Below are 19,596 nucleotides of genomic sequence, written 5' to 3'. Positions count from 1 at the left end.
AACCGCTTCCTAACTTTCCCGAAACTGCGTTGATAGGGAGTATGCACTATGACAACCCCGATCATTGAGGTTCGCAATCTTGTCAAACACTTCGGCCCGGTTATTGCACTGAACGGCGTTTCACTCAGTGTGGAACCGGGGCAGGTACACTGTCTGCTTGGTGACAACGGTGCCGGTAAGTCGACACTGATTAAAACACTGTCCGGCGTGCACAAACCAACAAGCGGAGAGTTTTTTGTTGAAGGCAAACAGGTTGTCTTCAACAGTCCGCGCGATGCGCTCGATCACGGCATTGCGACGGTCTATCAGGATCTTGCGATGATCCCTCTTATGTCGGTCATGCGAAATTTCTTTCTCGGTCGGGAACCGACCAAGGGGATTGGGCCAGTTCGCTGGTTCGATACGCAGTTTGCGGAAGATGTGACCCGTGAAGAGATGAAGAAGATCGGAATTGATGTCCGTGATCCGCAGCAGGCCGTTGGCACGTTGTCGGGTGGCGAACGACAATGTGTAGCGATTGCACGGGCAGTCTATTTTGGTGCGAAGGTGTTGATCCTTGATGAGCCAACCTCGGCGCTTGGCGTTCGTCAGACAGCTATGGTGCTGAAGTATATCAACCTTGTGCGTGAGCGAGGGCTCGGTGTGATCTTCATCACGCATAATGTGCGCCACGCTCATGCCGTAGGCGACAAGTTTACCGTGCTTAATCGCGGTGCCACCCTTGGAACTCGCACCAGAAGCGATGTGGACATGGATGAGCTGCAGAGCCTCATGGCAGGCGGCCAGGAACTGGCTGATCTCTCATCTGCGTTGGGTGGACGGGTTTAACTTATATTTGGAGCCAGAAATGAGCGGACAATTGAATGGCAAGGTTGCGGTCATCACTGGCGGCACCCAAGGTCTTGGTGCGGCTACAGCACGACTTTTTGCCGAACGTGGCGCGAAGGGCATAGTGATTTGCGGTCGCTCAGCTGAAAAAGGCAAGGCGCAGGCCAACGCGCTGGAGCAGCTTGGTGCAAAGGCCGTCTTTGTTCAGGCCGATCTGGAAAAGGTCGAAGATTGCCGTCAGGTGATTTCGGAAGCGGATAGGGCTTTTGGACGGCTTGATATTCTCGTCAATGCAGCCGGATTGACGGACCGTGGTGATATACTTGATACGTCGCCTGAACTGTTCGACCGGCTTTTTGCAGTCAATACGCGTGCACCTTTCTTTCTTATTCAGGAAGCGATCAAGCTTTTCCGGCGTGAAAAGGTTGAAGGAGCGATTGTCAATATTTCGTCCATGTCCTCCATGGGCGGCCAACCATTCATCGCTGCTTATTGTGCGTCCAAGGGTGCGCTTGATACGCTCACGCGCAATATTGCCTATTCGGTGCTGCGTAATCGCATCCGCGTCAACAGCCTCAATATCGGCTGGATGGCATCGGATGGCGAAGATCGTATCCAGCGCGAATTCCACGGCGCACCCGCCAATTGGTTGGATGAAGCGGTCAAGGCCCAGCCATTTGGACGTCTGATCGTTCCCAAGGAAGTTGCGCGCGCGATTGCGTTTTTAGCGTCGGATGAATCCGGAATGATGACTGGTGCAATCGTTAATTTCGACCAGTCGATCTGGGGTGCATACGATTCGTCGCCGCATCCAGCAAACCCGCTCTGAGGCTCTTCTGCACCAACTTGTGCAAAATCCTTCCAGAATGTGCAGGATTTTTTACATCTGTCGGCCGAAAAATCTTAATCTTTACCGATCCTGCTTGCTCTTACAATTTCTTGTGATTAACCAATCATCTATCAGATCCCGTTGAAATTGCGCTGAAAGGATGAGAAATCGTGGAGCAGGCAACGAGCGGAAAACGCAAGGGCGGACGCAAAGCGCTTTGGGCAGCTGTCGCAGTCATAGCTATCGCGGCTGCAGGTGCAGTCGGATACAAGATCACACTCGAAAAGACGATTAACGCCCAGCTTGAGCGGCGTGGCGGCAAGGCTGCCTCTGTTTCGGCAGATTTTCTCGGCCAAATAAAGCTGACCGATGTGGTCCTGCCTTTGAAAAACGGCACGAACGTCACCATCGCTTCGATCGAAGGTCGTCCAAAAGTACTGTTTCTGAATGGCATGCTTGATGCCAAGGGTATCAAGACGGAAATCGCTCAGTTTAAGATTGAGATGCCGAGTGTTCTTATCGACGATGCGAATTTCGATATCCAGATGCTGCGCGATACATTCGGTAATGGCGAGTTGAGCCTTGCTGAACGCGTTGGGCGTGTTTCTGCCAAGCGCATGTCGGTGCCTGAAATCAACATCGTTCAGATGTTGAACGATAAGGAACAGAAGACTTCTTATAAAGATGTCGCGCTGGAAGACATAGTTCATGGCCATGTCGCACGCTACACTTCAAGTGGCGCGACATTCGATCTTGATCTTTCGCTGCCCGATGAGAACGGCACGATTAATGAAGAACGTATGGCTGGTACGATTGGCGCATCGGAAGGCAAGGATATCGACGGCGTTTTCATAGCACGTCTTTATACTGAGAAGGCTGGCCCGAACGATACCGAAGCGAAGCCAGTTTATGGACCGTTTTCTGCGAAGAATATCGCCGTAAAGGGCACGAAGTCGAGCTTCAGCTATGATGAAGTTCGCAGCAACGGCTTTACCATGCGCCTGCCTGCAGAGCCATTTACCGAAACACTACAGAAACTGGAAGCAGCCAAGGACATCGAATCTCTTTCGCAGGAAGAACGTAAAGAGTTCTTCATGCGCCTGATCGGTCTCTTCGACACGATTGGTAAGGGCGACGTCGAGTTACTCGGGATGAAAATCCAGCCGGGTGATCCAGAAAAGGGCGAAGGCAAAATCGACAAGATGGCGATGTCCTTCGACAATAAGAAGCTCGACATGTCGCTTAATGGCTTCTCGGCTGGTAATGGCACCGACTTCGTGAAGCTGGACGAATTCTCGCTTAAAGGCTTCAACTGGGCGCCGTCGGCAGAGGCCGTGACAAAGTTTGCAGGTCTGAGCGACCAGGAAATGGAGAATTTCCCGTTCACGACCATGCTGCCTGAATTCGGCACGATGGTCGTCAAAGGTGTTGATGCTGACCTGCCGGGCGACAGCAACGCCAATGACGATGTTGATGTTGATGTTGAGGAAGATCAGGACACCACTGCAACGCCGCCAGCAACCGGTTTGCCTGAGCGCATCAAGTTCAGCATGAAGAGCTACGAGCTGGCATTGAACAAGCCGTTCAACGGTATTCCGACTGATATTCGTGTTGCCTATGAGGATATGTCTTTGCCTGTTCCTGCGAACAGCCGTGAAGAAATGTATCAGCAGCTGCGCAAGCTCGGTTATGACCGTGTAAACGTTTCATCCAATCTGGAAGCAAATTGGGATGAAGCCAGCCAGAGCCTCGTCATCAAGGATCTGTCGGTCAGCGGTCAGGACATGGGAAAAATTTCCATGTCTGGTCTACTGGGCGGCTTCACCAAAGAGTTCTTCTCCGGTGATAAAGTTTTGGCACAGGTTGCACTTCTCGGCCTCAAGGCTCGTGAGGTAAAGCTCAAGATTGAAGAACAGGGTCTGATTGAAAAGGGTCTCAAGTTCTACGCAGACGAAAACAACATGACTGTCGAAGATGCCCGCAGCGCTTTGACCATGATTGCTAATGCAGTTCTGCAGGAACTTGCTGCCGACCAACCGCAGCTTCAAGATGCGATCACTGCTTTTTCGACATTCCTTGTTAAGCCAAATATCTTTGAGGTGACGGTCAAGTCCAAGTCTGACAAGGGTATTGGTGCGCTGGAAATGGTTGCGGCATCGCAGAACCCGCTAGCGCTGCTCGATAAGGTCAATATTGAAGCGAAAGCCGAATAACGGTACTTTCCCTTTTTAAGTGATCAACTGGAAACGCCGGCTTTAATCAGCCGGCGTTTTTGTTGCTTGTGATCACCATAATGAGTGTGGACACGACACTTTCGCTTCTTTTATCTTTGCCCGGTGTCTCCAGAAACCGATATCGGTTATTACGGTGATGCTATAGGGTGCGTGCATTCAAACTCCACCATTCGGATTTACCCAATGCTTAAAAATCTAAACCCACTGCTGACCGGTTCGCTTCTTGAAGTGCTTGCGGATATGGGCCATGGCGACGATCTTGTTATCGTTGATGCCAATTATCCAGCACATGCTTCCGGTGTGCAGGTTCTGGACTTTCCGGGGATCAGTGCGACAGATATTGCAGACGCTGTGCTTTCTCTGCTGCCGCTCGACGACTTTGTTGATAAGCCAGCGGCTGTGATGGAGTGCCCTAGCGAGACGCCTGCGATTTTTGGTGAGTTTGAAGCTATCATTGAGAAGGCAGAAGGCCGCAAGATAGCTGTTGATCCGATTGATCGCTTTGCGTTCTACGATCGGGCGAGTTCTGCCTATGCAGTCATCCGCTCTGGCGAAAAGCGTCTCTATGGCAATATCATTTTCAAGAAGGGCGTTATTCGCTCATAATGGAAACAAAAAAGCCCGGGCTTTTTCGTAATGTTTATTTTACTGTTGTGGCTTTGGCTGGTGGTGTTCCATTTTGCCTCTGCCACCGTGATGCGGACCCTTTGGGCCATGGTGGTGGAACTTCTTGCCTGCACGTAGCTCGTGGCGGTCTAGCTTGCCATCTTCGTTGCGATCAAGCGCTGCAAATTCCTTCTGTCGCTGCTTTTCAATCGCTTCCAGAGTGATTTTGCCATCGCCCTTTACATCAAGGCGACGTTCCATGCGGTCTGCTGCGCGGCTGACCATGCGCTTGAGTGCAAGTGCTTCAATTTCATCGCGAGAGAGGACGCCGTCGCCATTTGTGTCGGCGGCTTTCAATTCGTCCATGCGGGAGAATTTCTCGAGATCGATTGGTCCGCGCTTGCCTTTAGATCCATCATTCTGTGTAATGGAAGTATCCGTCGCTGACTTGTCTGTATTTTCGCTGGCCTTTTCCTGTGCGAATGCGGCGGTGGAAAGCAATGCAGAAGCGATAACTGCAATATACAAGGTCTTCGATTTCATGGTTATTTGACTCCATTACTCTATACACGGCGCCATTTATTGGCGTGTGAGCAATGTCAGCCATTTTAGGTGAACCTGATATGAACAGGCCAATTAATAATTCGTAATGTTATGGTGCCTTGCTTGCGAGCTTTCGCTCCCGAAACATCGAGAAGAGGCCAGCCGCGACGACAATGCTTGCACCGGTCACTACATTCCAGGTCAGATGTTCGTTGAAAACAAGAACTGCAATGAACGCTCCAATCACGAGCTGGAGATAGGATAATGGTTGCACCTCACCGGCTTCAAGAATGTCGTAGGCGCGGATGAGGCAATAATGGCTTGCAATGCCACAGGCGCAAAGCGCCGCCATCCAGGGCCAGTCATGCTGCGCAATTGGTTCCATATGAAAAAGACCGACTGCGGTTAGTACAACAGCGCCGCCAATGCCCGTATAGAAGAAGCTGGTCATGGAGTTATCAGATTTGCTGACTGCGCGTGTCGCAATCGCATAAATTGCAAACATGGTTGTTGCAGCCATGGGGAACAGCAAGTTCAGGTCGAATTTCACATGAGTTGGATTGATGATGAGAAGAACACCGAACAAACCAACCACAATCGCGGTCCAGCGACGCCAGCCTACTTTTTCGCCAAGGAAGGGCACTGAGAGCATCGTGACGAGTAATGGGCCTACCTGAAAGATTGACTGCGCCATGGCCATGCCGACCCGGCTAAGGCCGAATACGAAGATAACGATTTCCGTTGCCAGCAAGACGCCGCGGAAGATCTGCAAAAATGGACGCTTAGTCGAAGCAGCGCGTACAATTCCCCCGGCGCGCATCGCAAGTAGAATCACGAAAACGGCAAACGCCCAATAACGCACCATCGTTATGAAGATGGGCGAGTAATGTGATCCGAGATACTTCGAGATGCCATCTTGTGCCGCAAAAATGGCAACGGCTAGAAGTGTGAATGTGTAACCAAGGCTCTTGGGGGTCATGTGGCACACTCATAGTACCACCTTATTGGTTTCGCCATGCCTATTTGCGCATTTAGGCTGCAATATTGCCGGATATTTACAAGTAGCAAGGAAGAAGATTTTCAACGCAATTGAAACTTGAGCCGGTTCGTCCGGCTATCGTGTAATCAGCGGTAACTCTTTGAAAGAAGAGGAGAAAATGGTGGGTGATGTAGGGATCGAACCTACGACCCGCTGATTAAGAGTCAGCTGCTCTACCAACTGAGCTAATCACCCACTCGCTTCTCCGAGGCAGAGGCAGCGGCCCCGGTGAGGTGAGCGGTTCTATAAAGGCCGCTTTTCTGTCTGTCTAGCCTTCAGTGATAAAAAAATGAAAAAAAGTTGCGGAGATTTCAAAAAGCCCGGAAATGCGGAGTTCTTAATTAAATACTCAATGCACCTATTCCGCGTATAAGTGAAAACTAATCGTTTTGATTGCTAAAATAAATTTCTGCCAGTGGAATCATTCTTGTCATGATTCTGATTTTGAATCATTTTTTCCAAATGACGTTGTAAGTGGACGCAGGAATTTCCATATTCGCAACGCTCGATTTGGACTTGCTTATGCTTCACTCAAGAGGGGACTGGCATTATTCGTTCGGGCTAAATGATTTGCGCAGCAAAATTCGAAGCCATGTCATCAATTTTTGATGCTTGTCTGAGATGGTTCGGCATATAAAAGACTTGATAGGCAAATAAGTTCTTAGCCATTGAGAGAATGCTGCAAGCGTTTGTTACGCGCAGGCAGGCGAGGGGTTCACGCACCGGATTGTCCTCGTTTAAGAAAACCCGAAGTCACCCCATGGTTGGGGTCTGACTTCAGAATCCGGTTCGCGGCATTTTGAGGACGGAATGGAAAGCATAATTAGCGATCTCGGACAGTTCATTTCCGATCATCGGGTATGGGCGGGTCCTATCGTAGGCATTATAGCCTTCGGCGAGTCTCTCGCTATTATCGGAATGTTCATTCCTGCCACACCTATCATGCTCGCTATTGGCGGTCTGGTGGGCGCCGGAATCGTGGAGCCTTGGCCAATCATCATCGGCGCCATCATCGGCGCGGTCATCGGCGATATCGTTTCTTATTTGCTTGGCTGGTGGCTTGGTCGCAGCATTATTCACAAGTGGCCGCTCAATAAGCACCGCACCGGCATTGCGCGGGCACGATTGCTATTTCGCCGCTATGGCTTCTCGGCTGTTTTCCTTGGTCGCTTCTTTGGGCCGGTCCGTTGTACCGTTCCGATGGTTGCAGGCATGATGTCGATGGATCAAAAGCGCTTCCAGACCGCAAACGTGCTTTCTGCGGTGGTCTGGGCGCCGCTCATGTTCCTACCAGGCTGGCTGGCTGGTCGCGGCATAGGTGTATTTGCGAAGATGGATGGCGATCACATGTTCTGGTCCGTGATAGGCATTACGGCCTTGACGATCGTGGTAACGGTGATCGGTATGCGTTATTTCAAAGGTCGCCCACGTCGTGAGCGCAAGCGCGGCGTGCATGTTTCTCCGGCTGAATAGTATATGGTCTTGCGCGTAAGCCGCGCGTCTGCATAATGTTGCCATCATATGCCATATGAAAACATGGTGTTCTGGAGCAGACAAAGGGTCTGCTTCGTGTCTCTTTAAAAGGTTCATCGCGCTTTATGCCCGACGACAGTTCTGACGATTCGTCTTCACGAAGTCCCGCTCCCTGTATGGGAGCATTGGACTTAAAAGGCTTTGAGCTTTCTCACGCCGTTTGCAATTCCTTCTGGCCGATCCGCTTTTCTGTGGTTCGGGAGGGAACCGCATGCGGCGTTTTTTCTGTTTCCTCTTTTCTCTGATTTTACAGGAGCCGACAAATCATGGATTGGTCCATGGACTGGATTGCCGACCCCAATGCCTGGGTAGGACTCGTGACATTGGTGGTGCTAGAAATTGTTCTCGGCATCGACAATCTCGTCTTTATCGCCATTCTGGCCGATAAACTTCCGCCTCATCAGCGTAATCGTGCGCGTATAATCGGTCTTTCATTGGCCTTGATAATGCGTCTCGCATTGCTGGCTTCGATCTCGTGGATCGTGACGCTGCGTGAACCTTTGATTGCCGTGATGGGACTTTCCTTCTCCGGTCGCGATCTCATAATGCTGGTTGGTGGTCTGTTCCTTCTCGCTAAGGGTACGATGGAGTTGCATGAGCGCCTTGAAGGTGCGCATGGACCTAAGAACACGCGCGTTGCCCATGCGATCTTCTGGCAGGTTATCGTTCAGATCGTCGTGCTTGATGCGGTCTTCTCGCTCGATAGCGTGATCACGGCTGTTGGTATGGTGCAGCATCTGCCGGTTATGATGATCGCGGTCATTATTGCGATTGCAGTCATGATGCTGGCTTCGCGCCCGCTGATGGACTTCGTCAACAAGCATCCAACAGTGGTTATCCTCTGTCTTGGCTTCCTGATGATGATCGGCTTCAGCCTTGTCGTTGAAGGCTTCGGCTTCCATATTCCGAAGGGCTATCTCTATGCCGCTATCGGCTTCTCGGTATTGATCGAGGCGGCCAATCAGATGGCGCGTAAGAATCGCGAAAAGCTCGTGACCACAAACGATCTTCGTGAACGCACAGCGGGCGCTGTTCTGCGCCTGCTCGGTGGCCATCGCGGCGATAACCCACTTTCGGACACAGTTGACGTGATTGCGCAGCAGACGGCTGCCAGTGACGTCTTCCTGCCGGAAGAAAAAGAAATGATCCGAGGCGTACTGGATCTTGCCGATCGCCCGGTTCGTTCCATCATGTCGCCGCGTAATGAGATCGAATGGCTTGATCTGGATGAGGATGAAGCTGAGCTTCATGAAGCGATTCGTAAGCTTTCGCATTCCCGCGTAATTGTTGCCCGTCGTCAGGTCGATGAGTTTGTCGGTGTTGCTTCGGTCAAGGATCTGCTGCTTGATATGACCGACAAGAAGCAGATCAACTGGGATGAAGTGGTCAAGCAGCCGCTGGTGGTTCATGAAAATGCGAATGTGCTTCGCGTCATGGAACAGCTTCGCGTTTCGCCGGTGCAGCTTGCTGTGGTGGTGGATGAGCATGGCTCGTTTGAAGGCGTAGTCACACCGACCGACGTGCTTGAAGCCATTGCCGGTGAGTTCCCGGATGAAGACGAAGAGGCTGCTGTTGCAGAATCAGACGGACAGGGTGGCTATCTGGTTGATGGTTTCACTGATATTCGCCGTCTCAGCAGCATCCTGCAGCGCGATCTGGTGGATGATAGTGATCGTTACACAACGCTTGCTGGCTATGCGCTTTGGCACCTCGGCCATCTGCCGGTGGGCGGTGAAAGCTTTGTCGAGGATGGATACCAATTCACCATCGAAGCGATGAGTGGTCGTCATGTTGAAAAGGTCCGGATCAGGCCTGTCGACGACTACGAAGTCTAAAATAGAATAATTTTGCGGGCATCCACATGGTTGCTCGCAAAATATTTCGCGATGTTAACTCCCATAAAATAAGTGGGATATTGACTTTATCGCAGAAGCCTTCAAAATTAACGCATCGTTCATTGTTGCGGCGAAAGCGCGGCCCAAATTGGGTTTCAGTTTGCAGCTTGAGTGGTGAACGTGAAATGGAGGCTCTTATGAACCGTAAAATTCAATTGCTGGCGCAAAGCATAAAAGATGCTGTGCTGCGCATGACGGCCTATCTGGAGCAGCCTTGGCGCGGCATGAAGCTGAGCGCTGATGAAATTGCAGAGCGTCGTCGTAATCGCTTGGAGCGTGGCGAGCAAAATTTTCTCTGGTGCTGGCAGCACCGTGGGTTTTGGTAACATCTAAGCAATGAAAAAAGTTTCGAAAGCCGGGAGCGAAAGCTTCCGGCTTTCTTGTTTTTATTGCGCGTTTCTACCTGTCTTTGGAAAAATATTCTCAGACCAATTTTGCCGTTAGGCGGGGTTTCCAATAATGGTTGTGAAAGTAGTTTATATATTTAAATCAATGATTTAGATTGATTCTTGCTTGTCTCTCTGTAGATTTGTTTCCCAACAGAAGTCGATTTACGGGCGCTTTGCGCAAGCAAAGTGAGAAGGGTGCGATCTATGAAGGAAATTATTCTATATGCGGCTGTTGCTCTCGGTTTGGGCGCAGCTCCGGTCAACGCGCAGGAGCCAAAGGAAATCCTTAACGTTTCCTATGACATCGCACGCGAGCTTTACGAGCAGGTCAACAAGGCATTCATCGCCGATTGGAAAGCCAAGACTGGAGAAGACCTCACTGTCAATCAGTCCCATGCCGGTTCATCCAAGCAGGCTCGTTCCATTCTCGAAGGTCTGGAAGCTGATGTTGTAACCTTTAACCAGGTGACGGATGTTCAGGTGTTGCACGATAAGGGCGACCTTATTCCTGCTGATTGGCAGAAGCGCCTGCCAAACAATTCTTCGCCTTATTACTCATTCCCGGCTTTCCTTGTGCGGGAAGGCAATCCAAAGGGCATCAAGAACTGGGATGATCTCGCTCGTGACGACGTGAAAGTTGTTTTCCCGAACCCTAAGACCTCCGGCAATGCGCGCTATACCTATCTGGCAGCGACGGCTTATGCCAACGAAGCTTTCAAGGGCGATCAGGAAAAGGTCCACGAGTTTATCGGTAAGATTTTCAAGAACGTACCAGTGTTCGATACAGGCGGTCGTGGTGCAACGACGACCTTTGCTGAACGCGGTATCGGCGACGTTCTGGTGACGTTTGAAGCGGAAACGCGCGGTACAGCCAAGGTGCTCGGCGAAGACAAGTATGATGTGGTTGTTCCGGAAGTCAGCCTTCTGGCTGAATTCCCAGTCACTGTCGTTGATAAGGTTGTCGACAAGCGCGGCTCGCGCAAGATTGCCGAAGCTTATCTAAACTATCTCTACGCGCCTGAAGGTCAGGAAATCCTCGCACAGAATTTCAATCGCGTGCACGATAAGGACGTGATTGCAAAGCATAAGGATATCTATCCAGATGTGCGCCTTGTAACAGTCGAAGATGCTTTTGGCGGCTGGGAAAAGGTTCAGAAAGAGCATTTTGCCGAAGGCGGCGTACTTGATAAGCTCTTTACTGCTAAGTAAACAAGACTACCCGGCGGGAGCACCCAGCTCTCGCCTTTCTTTTGGAAAAATCCAGTGTCGCTTCTGAGCATGAAACGCAATTCTGTGCTGCCGGGGTTCGGACTGACCCTTGGCTGCACTTTGCTTTATCTGGCGGTCATTGTCGCCTTGCCGCTACTGGCAATGATCCTGAAAACCGCCAGTCTTGGATGGAGCGATTTCTGGAACATCGTGTCTTCAGATCGTGCACTGGCGACGTTTCGCATCACAATCAGTGCCGCAGCCGTAGCTACCGTGTTCAACGGTCTGTTTGGACTTCTGCTTGCATGGGTTCTGTCCCGCTATCAGTTCCCTGGAAAGCGACTGATCGATGCGGCAGTCGATCTGCCTTTTGCTTTGCCTACTGCGATAGCTGGTCTGGCGCTCGTAACGCTGTTCGCACCCAATGGCTGGTTTGGTCGCTTTCTTGAGCCGATTGGTATCAAGGTTGCTTATGCGCCACTTGGCATTATGATTGCGATGTTTTTTACCAGCATTCCCTTTGTCATCCGCACCGTACAGCCGGTGCTGGAAGATATGAGTGCTGATGTGGAAGAGGCTGCACGCAGCCTGGGTGCCAGCCCCTGGCAGGTTTTCTCGCATATTATCTGGCCGACAATCTTCCCGGCGTTCCTGGCTGGCGCTTCGTTGTCCTTTGCCCGCAGTCTCGGTGAGTTCGGCTCCATCGTTTTCATCTCCGGCAATTTGCCGTTTGAAACGGAAGTCACATCACTTCTGGTTTTCATCAGGCTGGATGAATATGATTATCCAGCTGCTGCAGCACTCGCTTTCATGATGCTGCTCATGGCGTTTTTTATGCTTCTTGTGACTAATATTATTCAGGCAAGGCGGCTTCGTTATGCAGAGCGCTAGTGCAAGCGCGCAGGCGCGCAACAAGCCGGGCTCTGTGCGTAGCCTGCTGATCGGAATGGCTGCCATTTTGTCAGCAATCTGCATTGGCGCGCCGCTGGCCGTCATCTTCTCCTATGCCTTCAGCAAAGGGGTGGATGTCTTCTTTGGAGAAATTCTCAAGCCTGATACGCTTCATGCGGTGTGGCTGACGATCCTGACCGCGATTGTGGTTGTGCCGATCAATATGGCTTTCGGCATTTGTGTAGCTTGGCTGGTCACAAAATTCCGCTTTCCGGGTCGCCGACTGTTGATCACATTCGTCGAAATTCCGTTCTCGGTCTCTCCGATCGTCGCTGGTGTTACGTATCTTTTCCTGTATGGCTCGCAGGGACTGCTAGGACCGTTGCTTGAGAGCTACGACATCAAGGTCATGTTCACGGTTCCCGCGATCTTTCTGGTGAGCCTGTTCGTGACGTCGCCTTTTGTGGCACGCGAGCTGATTCCACTGATGGAAGTGCAGGGCAGTGATGAGGAAGAAGCGGCTCTTACGCTTGGAGCGAATGGCTGGCAGACATTTTTCTATGTCACGCTGCCCAATATCAAATGGGCGCTGCTTTACGGTGCTGTGCTTTGCAATGCCCGCGTGATGGGCGAATTTGGCGCAGTATCCGTTGTGTCAGGCGCTATCCGTGGCAAGACCAATACATTGCCGCTGCAGGTTGAGCTCTTGTTCAACGATTACAATGTCGCTGGTGCCTTTGCTGCCGCTTCGACACTGGCCGGCTTAGCATTGCTGACGCTTGTTCTGAAAATCTGGCTTGAGCGGAAACAGAACGGCTAAAAAGAAACCGCCTGCTTTTTTAGAGGCAGGCGGCTGGCGGTCACGCTGCTTGGGAGAGCGTGTGTGTTATTGGTTCGCGTTGCAGGGATGAGGCGAGGATTGCGCCTTCCGGCCAATGCGTGAAGCCACTTGCCACGTTGATATGGCCTGCATGGCCGACGTCGACAAAGCCCGAACCCCAGACATTCGCAATGGCTTCTGCCTTGGCAAAGCGCATATATTCGTCATCGCGGCTGGCAACGACGATGGATGGAAAAGCCAATTCATGCCGAGGCAAGGGTGCAAAGCTCGCAAAGCGGTTATCGCGACGCGACATAGTTTCAACGTCTGCCGGGGCGACCAGAAGTGCGCCAGCAACGTGAGCCGCAGCCGGACGGCTTGCCAGATGCGAAACAAGAATACAACCAAGACTATGGGCAACCAGAACCGCACCGGGATTTTCGGCGAGTTTGGCTTCAAGCGCGTGCATCCAGTCGGATAGCACCGGATAGTGCCAGTCATCTTGTTCGACGAGCACTGCTGACGGATCGTCATGCAACCATTGGCGCTGCCAGTGGCCTGCTTCCGATCCCTTGTAACCGGGGATGATCAATGTCGCAGGCATGCGTTAGTTCCTCTTGGAATGTGCCTTGGGAGGCGTTTCTGCTCTGCATCGGGAGGATATGCGAAGAAATTTCCAAGATAGGGGCTATTTCATATCAATTTAAGGAATATAAATTCAAATTGAGGCGGGTGTGTAAAAATTAATCCCGCCTCAGATTGATTACTTCTTTTGTTTGTCGTTCCAGCGCAGCACAAATTGCGATTTCTCGAAAACGAGAACCACGATCAGCGACATGGCAAATGGAATGAGAAGATAAAGCAGGCGGAAGACGATAAGTGCCGCCAGAACGTCAGCCTGATCCATATCCGGCAGGCCGGTGAGGAAAACCAGCTCAAGCACCCCAAGACCGCCCGGAGCGTGTGATATGAGGGCTGCCGAGAACGATACCAGGAAGATGCCGAGAATAATCAGGAAGCCCGGATTGCCTGCTTCTGGCAATGCGAAATAGATGATGCCTGCGGCACCAATCAGTTCGAGCGGCGCTACAATCAGCTGCTGTGTAACAACTGGCAAACGCGGATATTCGAGGCGGAATTTGCCGATCTGAAGTGGGCGTAATTGCAACCAGCTGCCGAAGATATAAAGCAATACAAAAGCCAGCATCAACAACGCGATGACTATCGACACAGTCGGCGTCAAGTCCGAGTTGAACCGCATCAAAATATGCGGTTCCAGCAGCAGGACAATGCTGGAGGTGATGATTACGCCGAGAATGAATGTGAATGAGCAGAAAGCGATAAGGACAGCGATTTCACTGCCTGGCATTCCTTGCGAGGAATATGCGCGATAACGCACCACTGCACCTGAAACGACCGACGCGCCGATATTGTGCGACAATGCATAGGTCGTAAACGAGCAGAGAGCGATGAAGAGCCAGGAAATTTTGCGACGCAAGTGGAGAAGCGCAATGCGATCATAACCGGCCAGCGAGCTATAGGCGAGGAGCGCTGCTGCTGTTGCCAGCAACCAATGATGCGCGCGGATCGCGTAAAGACTATCCAGAACGTCTTCAAGCGAGATACTGCGCAACTCCCGATAAAGAAGCCAGGCTGAAACAATGACTGCTAGAATGCCTATTACCGGCCAGATGTAATCCTTGAACTTCATTAACCGATCACCGCACCTTCAACTCGCATCTAATTCCCCTTTATCGATCTCTCCGGTTCTTGCATCAGGTTGCTTCCGGTTCGATCCCCTTCAAATCAACCAAGGTCTCGGACGAAGGGCGATGTTGCTGAACACCCTCGTTTCGTCTCTCGTTTATAATTGCTCTCTCCATTGCTCCGGCGATTTCGGCTTCGCCCAGGATAACGGAGTCTGCACCTAGATCGTGCAGGTATTGTGCTTCAGCTGCCGAGCAGGCTCGCACGATGATGCGCAGGCCCGGATTTGCAGCGCGGGCAAGTGATGTTGCGCGCCCGGCTTCAAATGCATTCGGGATAGCAATCACCAGATTGATTGCCATCTCAGGATTTGCCGCCTCCCATATTTCAGCATCAGAGGCATTTCCCGCAATAGCTTCAATGCCGATTTCTTTCAATCTGAAATAAATCTTGGGCGAATTTTCGATCACAAGGAAAGGCATTTGCTTTTCCTGCAAGGCCGAAGCCACTCGTTTACCGATTTGGCCATAGCCCACAATGATTGTGTGAGCTGTCAATTTGGTGTGCGGTAGCGGTTCGGGTTCCGAGATATCGAGGCTTGTTTCACCCAAATCATTGGTTGGGCCTTCAACGCCCTGACGCTTTTCGATCCAAGGTCGCAGTCGCTCGGCAACAATGAACATGACTGGGTTGAGGAAGATCGAAAGAATTGCACCGGCGAGGATCAGATCGCGCCCTTCAGGCGGGAGAAGGTTGAGGCCTACTCCCAGCCCTGCGAGGATGAATGAGAACTCGCCGATCTGGGCAAGACTTGCGGAAATGGTAAGAGCTGTTCCAACGGGACGTTTAAATGCGCGGACAATGAAGAATGCTGCAACCGATTTGCCGACCAGAATAATCAGGAGTGTCGCAATCAGGGGCAGGGGATCACGGATGAGACTCATCGGATCAAACAACATGCCCACGGAAATGAAGAACAGAACCGCGAAAGCGTCGCGCAACGGCAGCGATTCCTCTGCGGCGCGATGGCTTAGCTCAGATTCGCTCATCACCATGCCAGCAAAGAATGCACCAAGCGCGAAAGATACGCCGAACAGATGGGCGGCGCCAAAGGCAACACCAAGCGCTATAGCCAGAACGCCAAGGCGGAACAGTTCACGCGAGCCTGTCTGAACAATGACGTTCAGAAGCCATGGGATCACCTTTCGCCCCACCACCAGCATAAGCGCTACAAAAACTGCAACCTTGGCAATGGTCAGAAGAATGATGCCGCCAATGCCTAGCCCCAGCCACTCGGCGATAGGATCGTTGGCTGCGGCATGTCCGGCTTCAGTGCCGACACTGGCTAGAGCCGGCAGAAGCACCAGCGCCATGACCATGGCGAGGTCTTCAACTATCAGCCATCCGATGGCGATGCGGCCGCGATCTGTATCGATAAGACGCAGATCCTGCATCGCACGCAGGAGAACGACGGTACTGGCCGTTGAAAGTGCCAGCCCGAAGACAAGACCGGCTTTTACGTCCCAGCCAAGTGCAAGACCGAGAGCTGTGCCGAGTGCTGCTGCTGTCGCGATCTGTGCCAGCGCGCCGGGAACAGCAATAGCTTTCACAGAAAGCAGGTCTTTGAGAGAGAAGTGCAGACCAACGCCGAACATCAGCAGGATAACGCCGATTTCCGCGAGTTGGAGAATAAGGTCTTGATCGGCAACAAAACCGGGCGTGTGCGGGCCAGCGATGACACCAGCAAGCAGATAACCGACGAGGGGGGAGATTTTGAGACGGGTGGCAATCGCGCCGAAGATAAACGCCAGACATAACCCGATGACGATTGTCGCAATCAAAGGCGTGTCATGGGGCATAGGGGTGCCTTCCCGTTCTTCAGTCTTATAAAACTTTTATGGAGAGCCGGGCATGATCGTAACCATGCCCGGCAATGGAGTTATTTTTGTGCAGCCGTGTTGTCTTCAAGCGCCTGATGCGCTTCCCGACGATGCTGCCACCAGTTGCCCAGCAACAGCAGGATCGGTGCAGCGATGAAGATCGACGACGTCGTTGCAATGAAGATACCGAACAGCATAGGCACGGCAAAATTATGAACGGCGCTGCCGCCCCAGATTGCCATTGGCAGAAGGCAGAGGAACGTCACAACCGATGTATAGATACAGCGGACGAGTACCTGATTGATACTCATATCGACGATCTCACGCAGAGGCTTCGTTTTGTAGAGACGCATGTTTTCACGCATACGATCATAAACAACGACCTTATCGTTTACCGAGTAACCGATAGCGGTCAGAAGCGCTGCAATGGCGGTCAGGTTGAAGTCGAGCTGAAGCAGCGCGAAGAAACCAACCATCTTCGTGGTATCGAGTATCAGCGTGATAATCGCGCCGACTGCGAAGAACCATTCGAAGCGCCACCAAAGATAGATGAGCATACCAAGAGCCGAAAGCACGACCGCGATGAAGCCAGAACGGGCCAGTTCGCCGGAGACCTTTGGTCCCACAACTTCGGTACGTTCAATCTTCACACCCGGATCGATTTCAGTAACAGCGTCGCGCATCTTGTTGACTGCAACCGTCTGTGCTTCTTCACCGCCATCCTGACGCTGAATACGGATCAGCACATCATTTGGGCTGCCAGCAGACTGCAGGGCAACTTCACCAAGGCCAAGTCCGCCGAGCTTCTCACGCAATTGCGCCAGATCAGCAGGTTGCGACGTGGTGATTTCCGCCTGAATGCCGCCCTTGAAGTCGATGCCGTAATTCAGCCCCGGCTTGAAGAAGAGCGCGATCGAAGCAATCGACAGGACGATGGAAACGCCGATGCCGAAGAAGCGCGCATTCATAAAGCGGAAGTTAGGGTTTTCAGGCGCGATCCTTACCAGTGGCTCAATGCGAAGCACCTTGAGCTTGCGACGACGCACATACCAACCCATCGCCATGCGAACCAGCGTCACGTCGGTAAACATCGAGATTACGATGCCGAGCATCATGGCAACAGCAAAGCCGCGTACCGGGCCTGTACCGAACATGAAGAGGAGCAGGGTCGAAATCAGCGAGGTGACGTTGGAGTCAACGATTGTAGCAAAAGCGCTATGGAAGCCTCGGTCGAGGGCTGCCATGGCACCAAGGCCTCTTTTCGTTTCTTCTCGAATACGTTCGTTGATGAGAATGTTCGCGTCAACCGCGATACCGATACCCAGAATAATACCGGCGATACCGGGCAGTGTCAGTGTCGCACCGATTAGGCTCAGTGCTGCGAAGGTCAGCAACGTGTGGAGCAGAAGCGCTACGTTGGCAATCAGACCCCAGACGCCGTAAAGGAGCTGGATGAAGATCGCGACGAGGATAAAGCCAGCGATACCGGTGATCAGCCCCATCTTGATGGCGTCGCCACCAAGGTCAGGACCAACCGTACGTTCTTCGATAACCGTCAGCGGGGCAGGGAGAGCACCTGCACGCAACAATGCTGAGAGAACAACACTGTCCTGAACCGTGAAGCTGCCGCTGATCTGGCCGTTACCACCGGTAATCGGTTCGCGGATGACCGGCGCGCTCAGCACCTTGCCGTCGAGAACGATAGCAAATGGGCGATTGACGTTCTTGGTGGTGATGTCAGCAAACTGACGGGCGCCGAGGCTGTCGAAGCGGAACGAAACGATTGGTTCGTTGGTGCGCTGATCAAATCCTGCACGCGCATCGGTAAGACGCTCACCGGACAGGGCAACCTGATCTTCAATTGGGTATTTGATGTTTGGATCTTTGGAATCCGGCAGGATGCTGACACCCGGAGGCGGTGCATCATTCGGATTTGCGTCAGCCACCATGTGGAAGCTCATCTTCGCGGTGCTTCCGAGAAGCTGGCGAAGTTGTGCCGGGTCCTGAAGGCCCGGAAGCTGAACAACGATACGGTCGGAACCAACGCGCTGGATCGAAGGCTCGGCAACGCCGACCTGGTCAACACGCTGGCGAATGATTTCAAGGCTCTGCTGAAGCGCTGAATCAAGGCGATAGGTGAAACCAGCCTGTGTCAGCGTCAGACGGATCTGATTGTCGCTGGACGTGACGTCGATATCGTTGATCGCTGCGCCGAAGCCGCTCGTGTTAACCTGAGAAATCAGGGTTTTGAGCGCGGTCTCGGCCTTTGCACGCTGATCGGCGTCAGGGATCGTCACGATGACGGAATCACCAACGGCGCGGATCGATTGTGGCTGAATGCGTTCAGCGCGCAGCTTGCCGCGTGCATCATCAAGCAGCGCACGCATACGATCTTTTTTGAGACCAGCTGCATCCACTTCAAGAACAAGGTAGGAGCCGCCACGCAGATCGAGGCCGAGCGTTACCTGTCGTTTAGGGAACCACGACGGCATCGCGTCGAGATGCTGCTGTGTGAAGAAATTGGGCAAGGCGATGATGACGCCGATCAGAACGATCAGGCCATATAGCACAGCGACCCATTTAGAAGTACGCATGAGTTGAAGTTCCGGATATTGAGCGCATTCAAATTTCGTAATGAATACAAAAGCTTAAAGCGCATTTCTTCGTAAATGATTCAGGATTGACTACGGCCAATCTCAGTGACGACTTTCAGGCGCTCCTTGGTGGCGCGCGTGCGGGAGCATATGTGCTCCGCGAAAGTCTCAAAATCGTGTTTGTCCTTGCGGATTCGACTGGTTTTGCGTCGAAAAATGCAAGATCACGCGGCATCGCCGACAATCCCGCACCATTTCCGTCAGGATAGGTTGCCTTGATTTTAGCGGCAATCGCTTCGGCCAGAACGGCGCGTAACGGCTGCGTCGCAGGCATGGATTGCTGGCGTCCAGGTATCGCAGGCGCGTCTTCGACCTGCTGGGCCGCCATGCTTTTGGGAACAGTGCGGCAGGCTGCATCGCCAAGGGCAGAAAGGTCCACTGCAAACATAAAGGCCGCAAACGACAGGACGCACGTTACAAACAGCATGAATCCATGCTGATGATAACGATCAGTGCGCCGATCTGTGTTGTTCATGCCCTTAATCAAAACGCTTGGACTTTCCTCTACAGTCTTTCCGCAGAAATGAGCCAGTGCCAGA

Annotated in this window: 17 protein-coding genes and 1 tRNA gene; 10 read left to right on the top strand and 8 right to left on the bottom strand. The window is 52.2% G+C overall.

What is annotated here, in order from left to right:
* The first annotated feature begins 48 nt into the window (after positions 1-48).
* The 4 genes from KMS41_06725 (at position 49) to KMS41_06710 (ending at position 4,497) form a co-directional block, all read left to right on the top strand.
* Positions 49-828: an ATP-binding cassette domain-containing protein gene (locus KMS41_06725; protein QWK76817.1), complete on the top strand. Its 780-nt coding sequence runs from the start codon at positions 49-51 to the stop codon at positions 826-828.
* A 19-nt stretch (positions 829-847) separates the two neighbouring features.
* Complete coding sequence (locus tag KMS41_06720) at positions 848-1,657, top strand: SDR family oxidoreductase (protein QWK76816.1); 810 nt, start codon at positions 848-850, stop codon at positions 1,655-1,657.
* Between the two features lie 170 nt (positions 1,658-1,827).
* On the top strand, positions 1,828-3,870 hold the full coding sequence (locus tag KMS41_06715) for a hypothetical protein (GenBank protein ID QWK76815.1): 2,043 nt from the start codon (positions 1,828-1,830) through the stop codon (positions 3,868-3,870).
* 204 nt (positions 3,871-4,074) lie between these two features.
* Positions 4,075-4,497 carry an RbsD/FucU family protein gene (locus tag KMS41_06710; GenBank protein QWK76814.1) on the top strand — a complete coding sequence of 141 codons (423 nt, stop codon included), beginning with the start codon at positions 4,075-4,077 and terminating at the stop codon, positions 4,495-4,497.
* Between the two features lie 39 nt (positions 4,498-4,536).
* Here the strand turns inward: KMS41_06710 and KMS41_06705 are convergent, their stop codons facing one another.
* The 3 genes from KMS41_06705 to KMS41_06695 all read right to left on the bottom strand — a co-directional run bounded on the left by KMS41_06705 (position 4,537) and on the right by KMS41_06695 (position 6,274).
* On the bottom strand, positions 4,537-5,040 hold the full coding sequence (locus KMS41_06705; protein ID QWK76813.1) for a calcium-binding protein: 504 nt from the start codon (positions 5,038-5,040) through the stop codon (positions 4,537-4,539).
* A 109-nt stretch (positions 5,041-5,149) separates the two neighbouring features.
* Entirely contained in the window at positions 5,150-6,019 is an 870-nt protein-coding gene (locus KMS41_06700; protein ID QWK76812.1) for a DMT family transporter, read from the bottom strand.
* 179 nt (positions 6,020-6,198) lie between these two features.
* A tRNA-Lys gene (locus KMS41_06695) sits at positions 6,199-6,274 on the bottom strand.
* Positions 6,275-6,889: 615 nt separating this feature from the next.
* Between KMS41_06695 and KMS41_06690 the strand changes: the two genes are divergently transcribed.
* The 6 genes from KMS41_06690 (at position 6,890) to cysW (ending at position 12,816) form a co-directional block, all read left to right on the top strand.
* Positions 6,890-7,552, top strand: coding sequence for a DedA family protein (locus KMS41_06690; GenBank protein ID QWK76811.1), 663 nt, complete (start codon positions 6,890-6,892; stop codon positions 7,550-7,552).
* A 326-nt stretch (positions 7,553-7,878) separates the two neighbouring features.
* Positions 7,879-9,447, top strand: coding sequence for a TerC family protein (locus tag KMS41_06685; protein QWK76810.1), 1,569 nt, complete (start codon positions 7,879-7,881; stop codon positions 9,445-9,447).
* 197 nt (positions 9,448-9,644) lie between these two features.
* Positions 9,645-9,833, top strand: coding sequence for a hypothetical protein (locus tag KMS41_06680; protein QWK78799.1), 189 nt, complete (start codon positions 9,645-9,647; stop codon positions 9,831-9,833).
* Between the two features lie 267 nt (positions 9,834-10,100).
* Positions 10,101-11,105 carry a thiosulfate ABC transporter substrate-binding protein CysP gene (gene cysP, locus KMS41_06675; GenBank protein QWK76809.1) on the top strand — a complete coding sequence of 335 codons (1,005 nt, stop codon included), beginning with the start codon at positions 10,101-10,103 and terminating at the stop codon, positions 11,103-11,105.
* 69 nt (positions 11,106-11,174) lie between these two features.
* Entirely contained in the window at positions 11,175-11,996 is an 822-nt protein-coding gene (gene cysT / locus KMS41_06670) for a sulfate ABC transporter permease subunit CysT (protein QWK78798.1), read from the top strand.
* A complete protein-coding gene (gene cysW / locus KMS41_06665) occupies positions 11,983-12,816 on the top strand; it encodes a sulfate ABC transporter permease subunit CysW (protein QWK76808.1) in 834 nt (277 codons plus the stop codon). Before cysT ends, cysW begins: the two co-directional genes overlap by 14 nt.
* A 40-nt stretch (positions 12,817-12,856) precedes the next feature.
* Here the strand turns inward: cysW and KMS41_06660 are convergent, their stop codons facing one another.
* The 5 genes from KMS41_06660 to KMS41_06640 form a co-directional block, all read right to left on the bottom strand.
* Positions 12,857-13,420, bottom strand: a complete 564-nt coding sequence (locus tag KMS41_06660) for an alpha/beta hydrolase (protein ID QWK76807.1) — start codon at positions 13,418-13,420, stop codon at positions 12,857-12,859.
* Between the two features lie 159 nt (positions 13,421-13,579).
* A complete protein-coding gene (locus KMS41_06655) occupies positions 13,580-14,527 on the bottom strand; it encodes a flippase-like domain-containing protein (protein ID QWK76806.1) in 948 nt (315 codons plus the stop codon).
* A 64-nt stretch (positions 14,528-14,591) separates the two neighbouring features.
* The gene (locus KMS41_06650; protein ID QWK76805.1) at positions 14,592-16,382 is read right to left on the bottom strand and encodes a Kef family K(+) transporter; all 1,791 of its coding nucleotides are present in this window, start codon (positions 16,380-16,382) and stop codon (positions 14,592-14,594) included.
* A gap of 80 nt (positions 16,383-16,462) precedes the next feature.
* Positions 16,463-18,997: a protein translocase subunit SecD gene (gene secD, locus KMS41_06645; protein ID QWK76804.1), complete on the bottom strand. Its 2,535-nt coding sequence runs from the start codon at positions 18,995-18,997 to the stop codon at positions 16,463-16,465.
* Between the two features lie 115 nt (positions 18,998-19,112).
* Positions 19,113-19,532, bottom strand: coding sequence for a hypothetical protein (locus KMS41_06640; protein ID QWK76803.1), 420 nt, complete (start codon positions 19,530-19,532; stop codon positions 19,113-19,115).
* Positions 19,533-19,596: the final 64 nt, after the last annotated feature.

The organism is Ochrobactrum sp. BTU1 (assembly GCA_018798825.1).
Taxonomy (GTDB): domain Bacteria; phylum Pseudomonadota; class Alphaproteobacteria; order Rhizobiales; family Rhizobiaceae; genus Brucella.
The sequence above is the reverse complement of the archived record's forward strand: the minus strand, read 5'-3'. Positions and strand labels throughout refer to the sequence as shown.

Coding starts and splice junctions, on each gene's coding strand:
- cysW (QWK76808.1), top strand. CDS start 11,983: ATGCAGAGCGCTAGTGCAAGCGCGCAGGCGCGCAACAAGCCGGGCTCT.
- KMS41_06640 (QWK76803.1), bottom strand. CDS start 19,532: ATGAACAACACAGATCGGCGCACTGATCGTTATCATCAGCATGGATTC.
- secD (QWK76804.1), bottom strand. CDS start 18,997: ATGCGTACTTCTAAATGGGTCGCTGTGCTATATGGCCTGATCGTTCTG.
- KMS41_06685 (QWK76810.1), top strand. CDS start 7,879: ATGGATTGGTCCATGGACTGGATTGCCGACCCCAATGCCTGGGTAGGA.
- cysT (QWK78798.1), top strand. CDS start 11,175: ATGAAACGCAATTCTGTGCTGCCGGGGTTCGGACTGACCCTTGGCTGC.
- KMS41_06680 (QWK78799.1), top strand. CDS start 9,645: ATGAACCGTAAAATTCAATTGCTGGCGCAAAGCATAAAAGATGCTGTG.
- KMS41_06720 (QWK76816.1), top strand. CDS start 848: ATGAGCGGACAATTGAATGGCAAGGTTGCGGTCATCACTGGCGGCACC.
- KMS41_06710 (QWK76814.1), top strand. CDS start 4,075: ATGCTTAAAAATCTAAACCCACTGCTGACCGGTTCGCTTCTTGAAGTG.
- KMS41_06650 (QWK76805.1), bottom strand. CDS start 16,382: ATGCCCCATGACACGCCTTTGATTGCGACAATCGTCATCGGGTTATGT.
- cysP (QWK76809.1), top strand. CDS start 10,101: ATGAAGGAAATTATTCTATATGCGGCTGTTGCTCTCGGTTTGGGCGCA.
- KMS41_06690 (QWK76811.1), top strand. CDS start 6,890: ATGGAAAGCATAATTAGCGATCTCGGACAGTTCATTTCCGATCATCGG.
- KMS41_06655 (QWK76806.1), bottom strand. CDS start 14,527: ATGAAGTTCAAGGATTACATCTGGCCGGTAATAGGCATTCTAGCAGTC.
- KMS41_06705 (QWK76813.1), bottom strand. CDS start 5,040: ATGAAATCGAAGACCTTGTATATTGCAGTTATCGCTTCTGCATTGCTT.
- KMS41_06725 (QWK76817.1), top strand. CDS start 49: ATGACAACCCCGATCATTGAGGTTCGCAATCTTGTCAAACACTTCGGC.
- KMS41_06700 (QWK76812.1), bottom strand. CDS start 6,019: ATGACCCCCAAGAGCCTTGGTTACACATTCACACTTCTAGCCGTTGCC.
- KMS41_06660 (QWK76807.1), bottom strand. CDS start 13,420: ATGCCTGCGACATTGATCATCCCCGGTTACAAGGGATCGGAAGCAGGC.